Source organism: Campylobacter sp. US55 (genome assembly GCF_004378955.1).
GTDB lineage: Bacteria > Campylobacterota > Campylobacteria > Campylobacterales > Campylobacteraceae > Campylobacter_D > Campylobacter_D jejuni.
The window spans coordinates 1-264 of the sequence record NZ_RYYF01000031.1; the positions used below are offsets into that span (position 1 = coordinate 1).

A 264-nucleotide genomic window follows, 5' to 3' on the forward strand; every position below is an offset into this window, starting at 1 on the left:
CCCAAATTCTATTAGTATAGGTGCGGGAGGTTCAATAGGAGGACAAGACTGGATGCAAACAGCATTACTTGCAAAAACTATTAATATCGATGTAAAAAAAATACGCTATGTGGCTTTTGAAGGAGGAGGAGATGCTTTAACTTCTCTTTTAGGAAATCATATTGATGTGATTAGCGCAGGCATAGCTGAACTTGTACCTCAAATCGAAACAGGAACTATTAGGGTATTGGCTATCTTTTCCCCAAAGAGACTTCCGGGCACTTT

The 264-nt window shown here is 39.4% G+C and carries 1 protein-coding gene; it reads left to right on the plus strand.

The genetic code is table 11. From position 1 onward, the window contains the following. The coding region (locus tag ELQ07_RS08180) for a tripartite tricarboxylate transporter substrate-binding protein (RefSeq protein ID WP_279586070.1) at positions 1 to 264 on the plus strand (264 nt) is incomplete at both ends.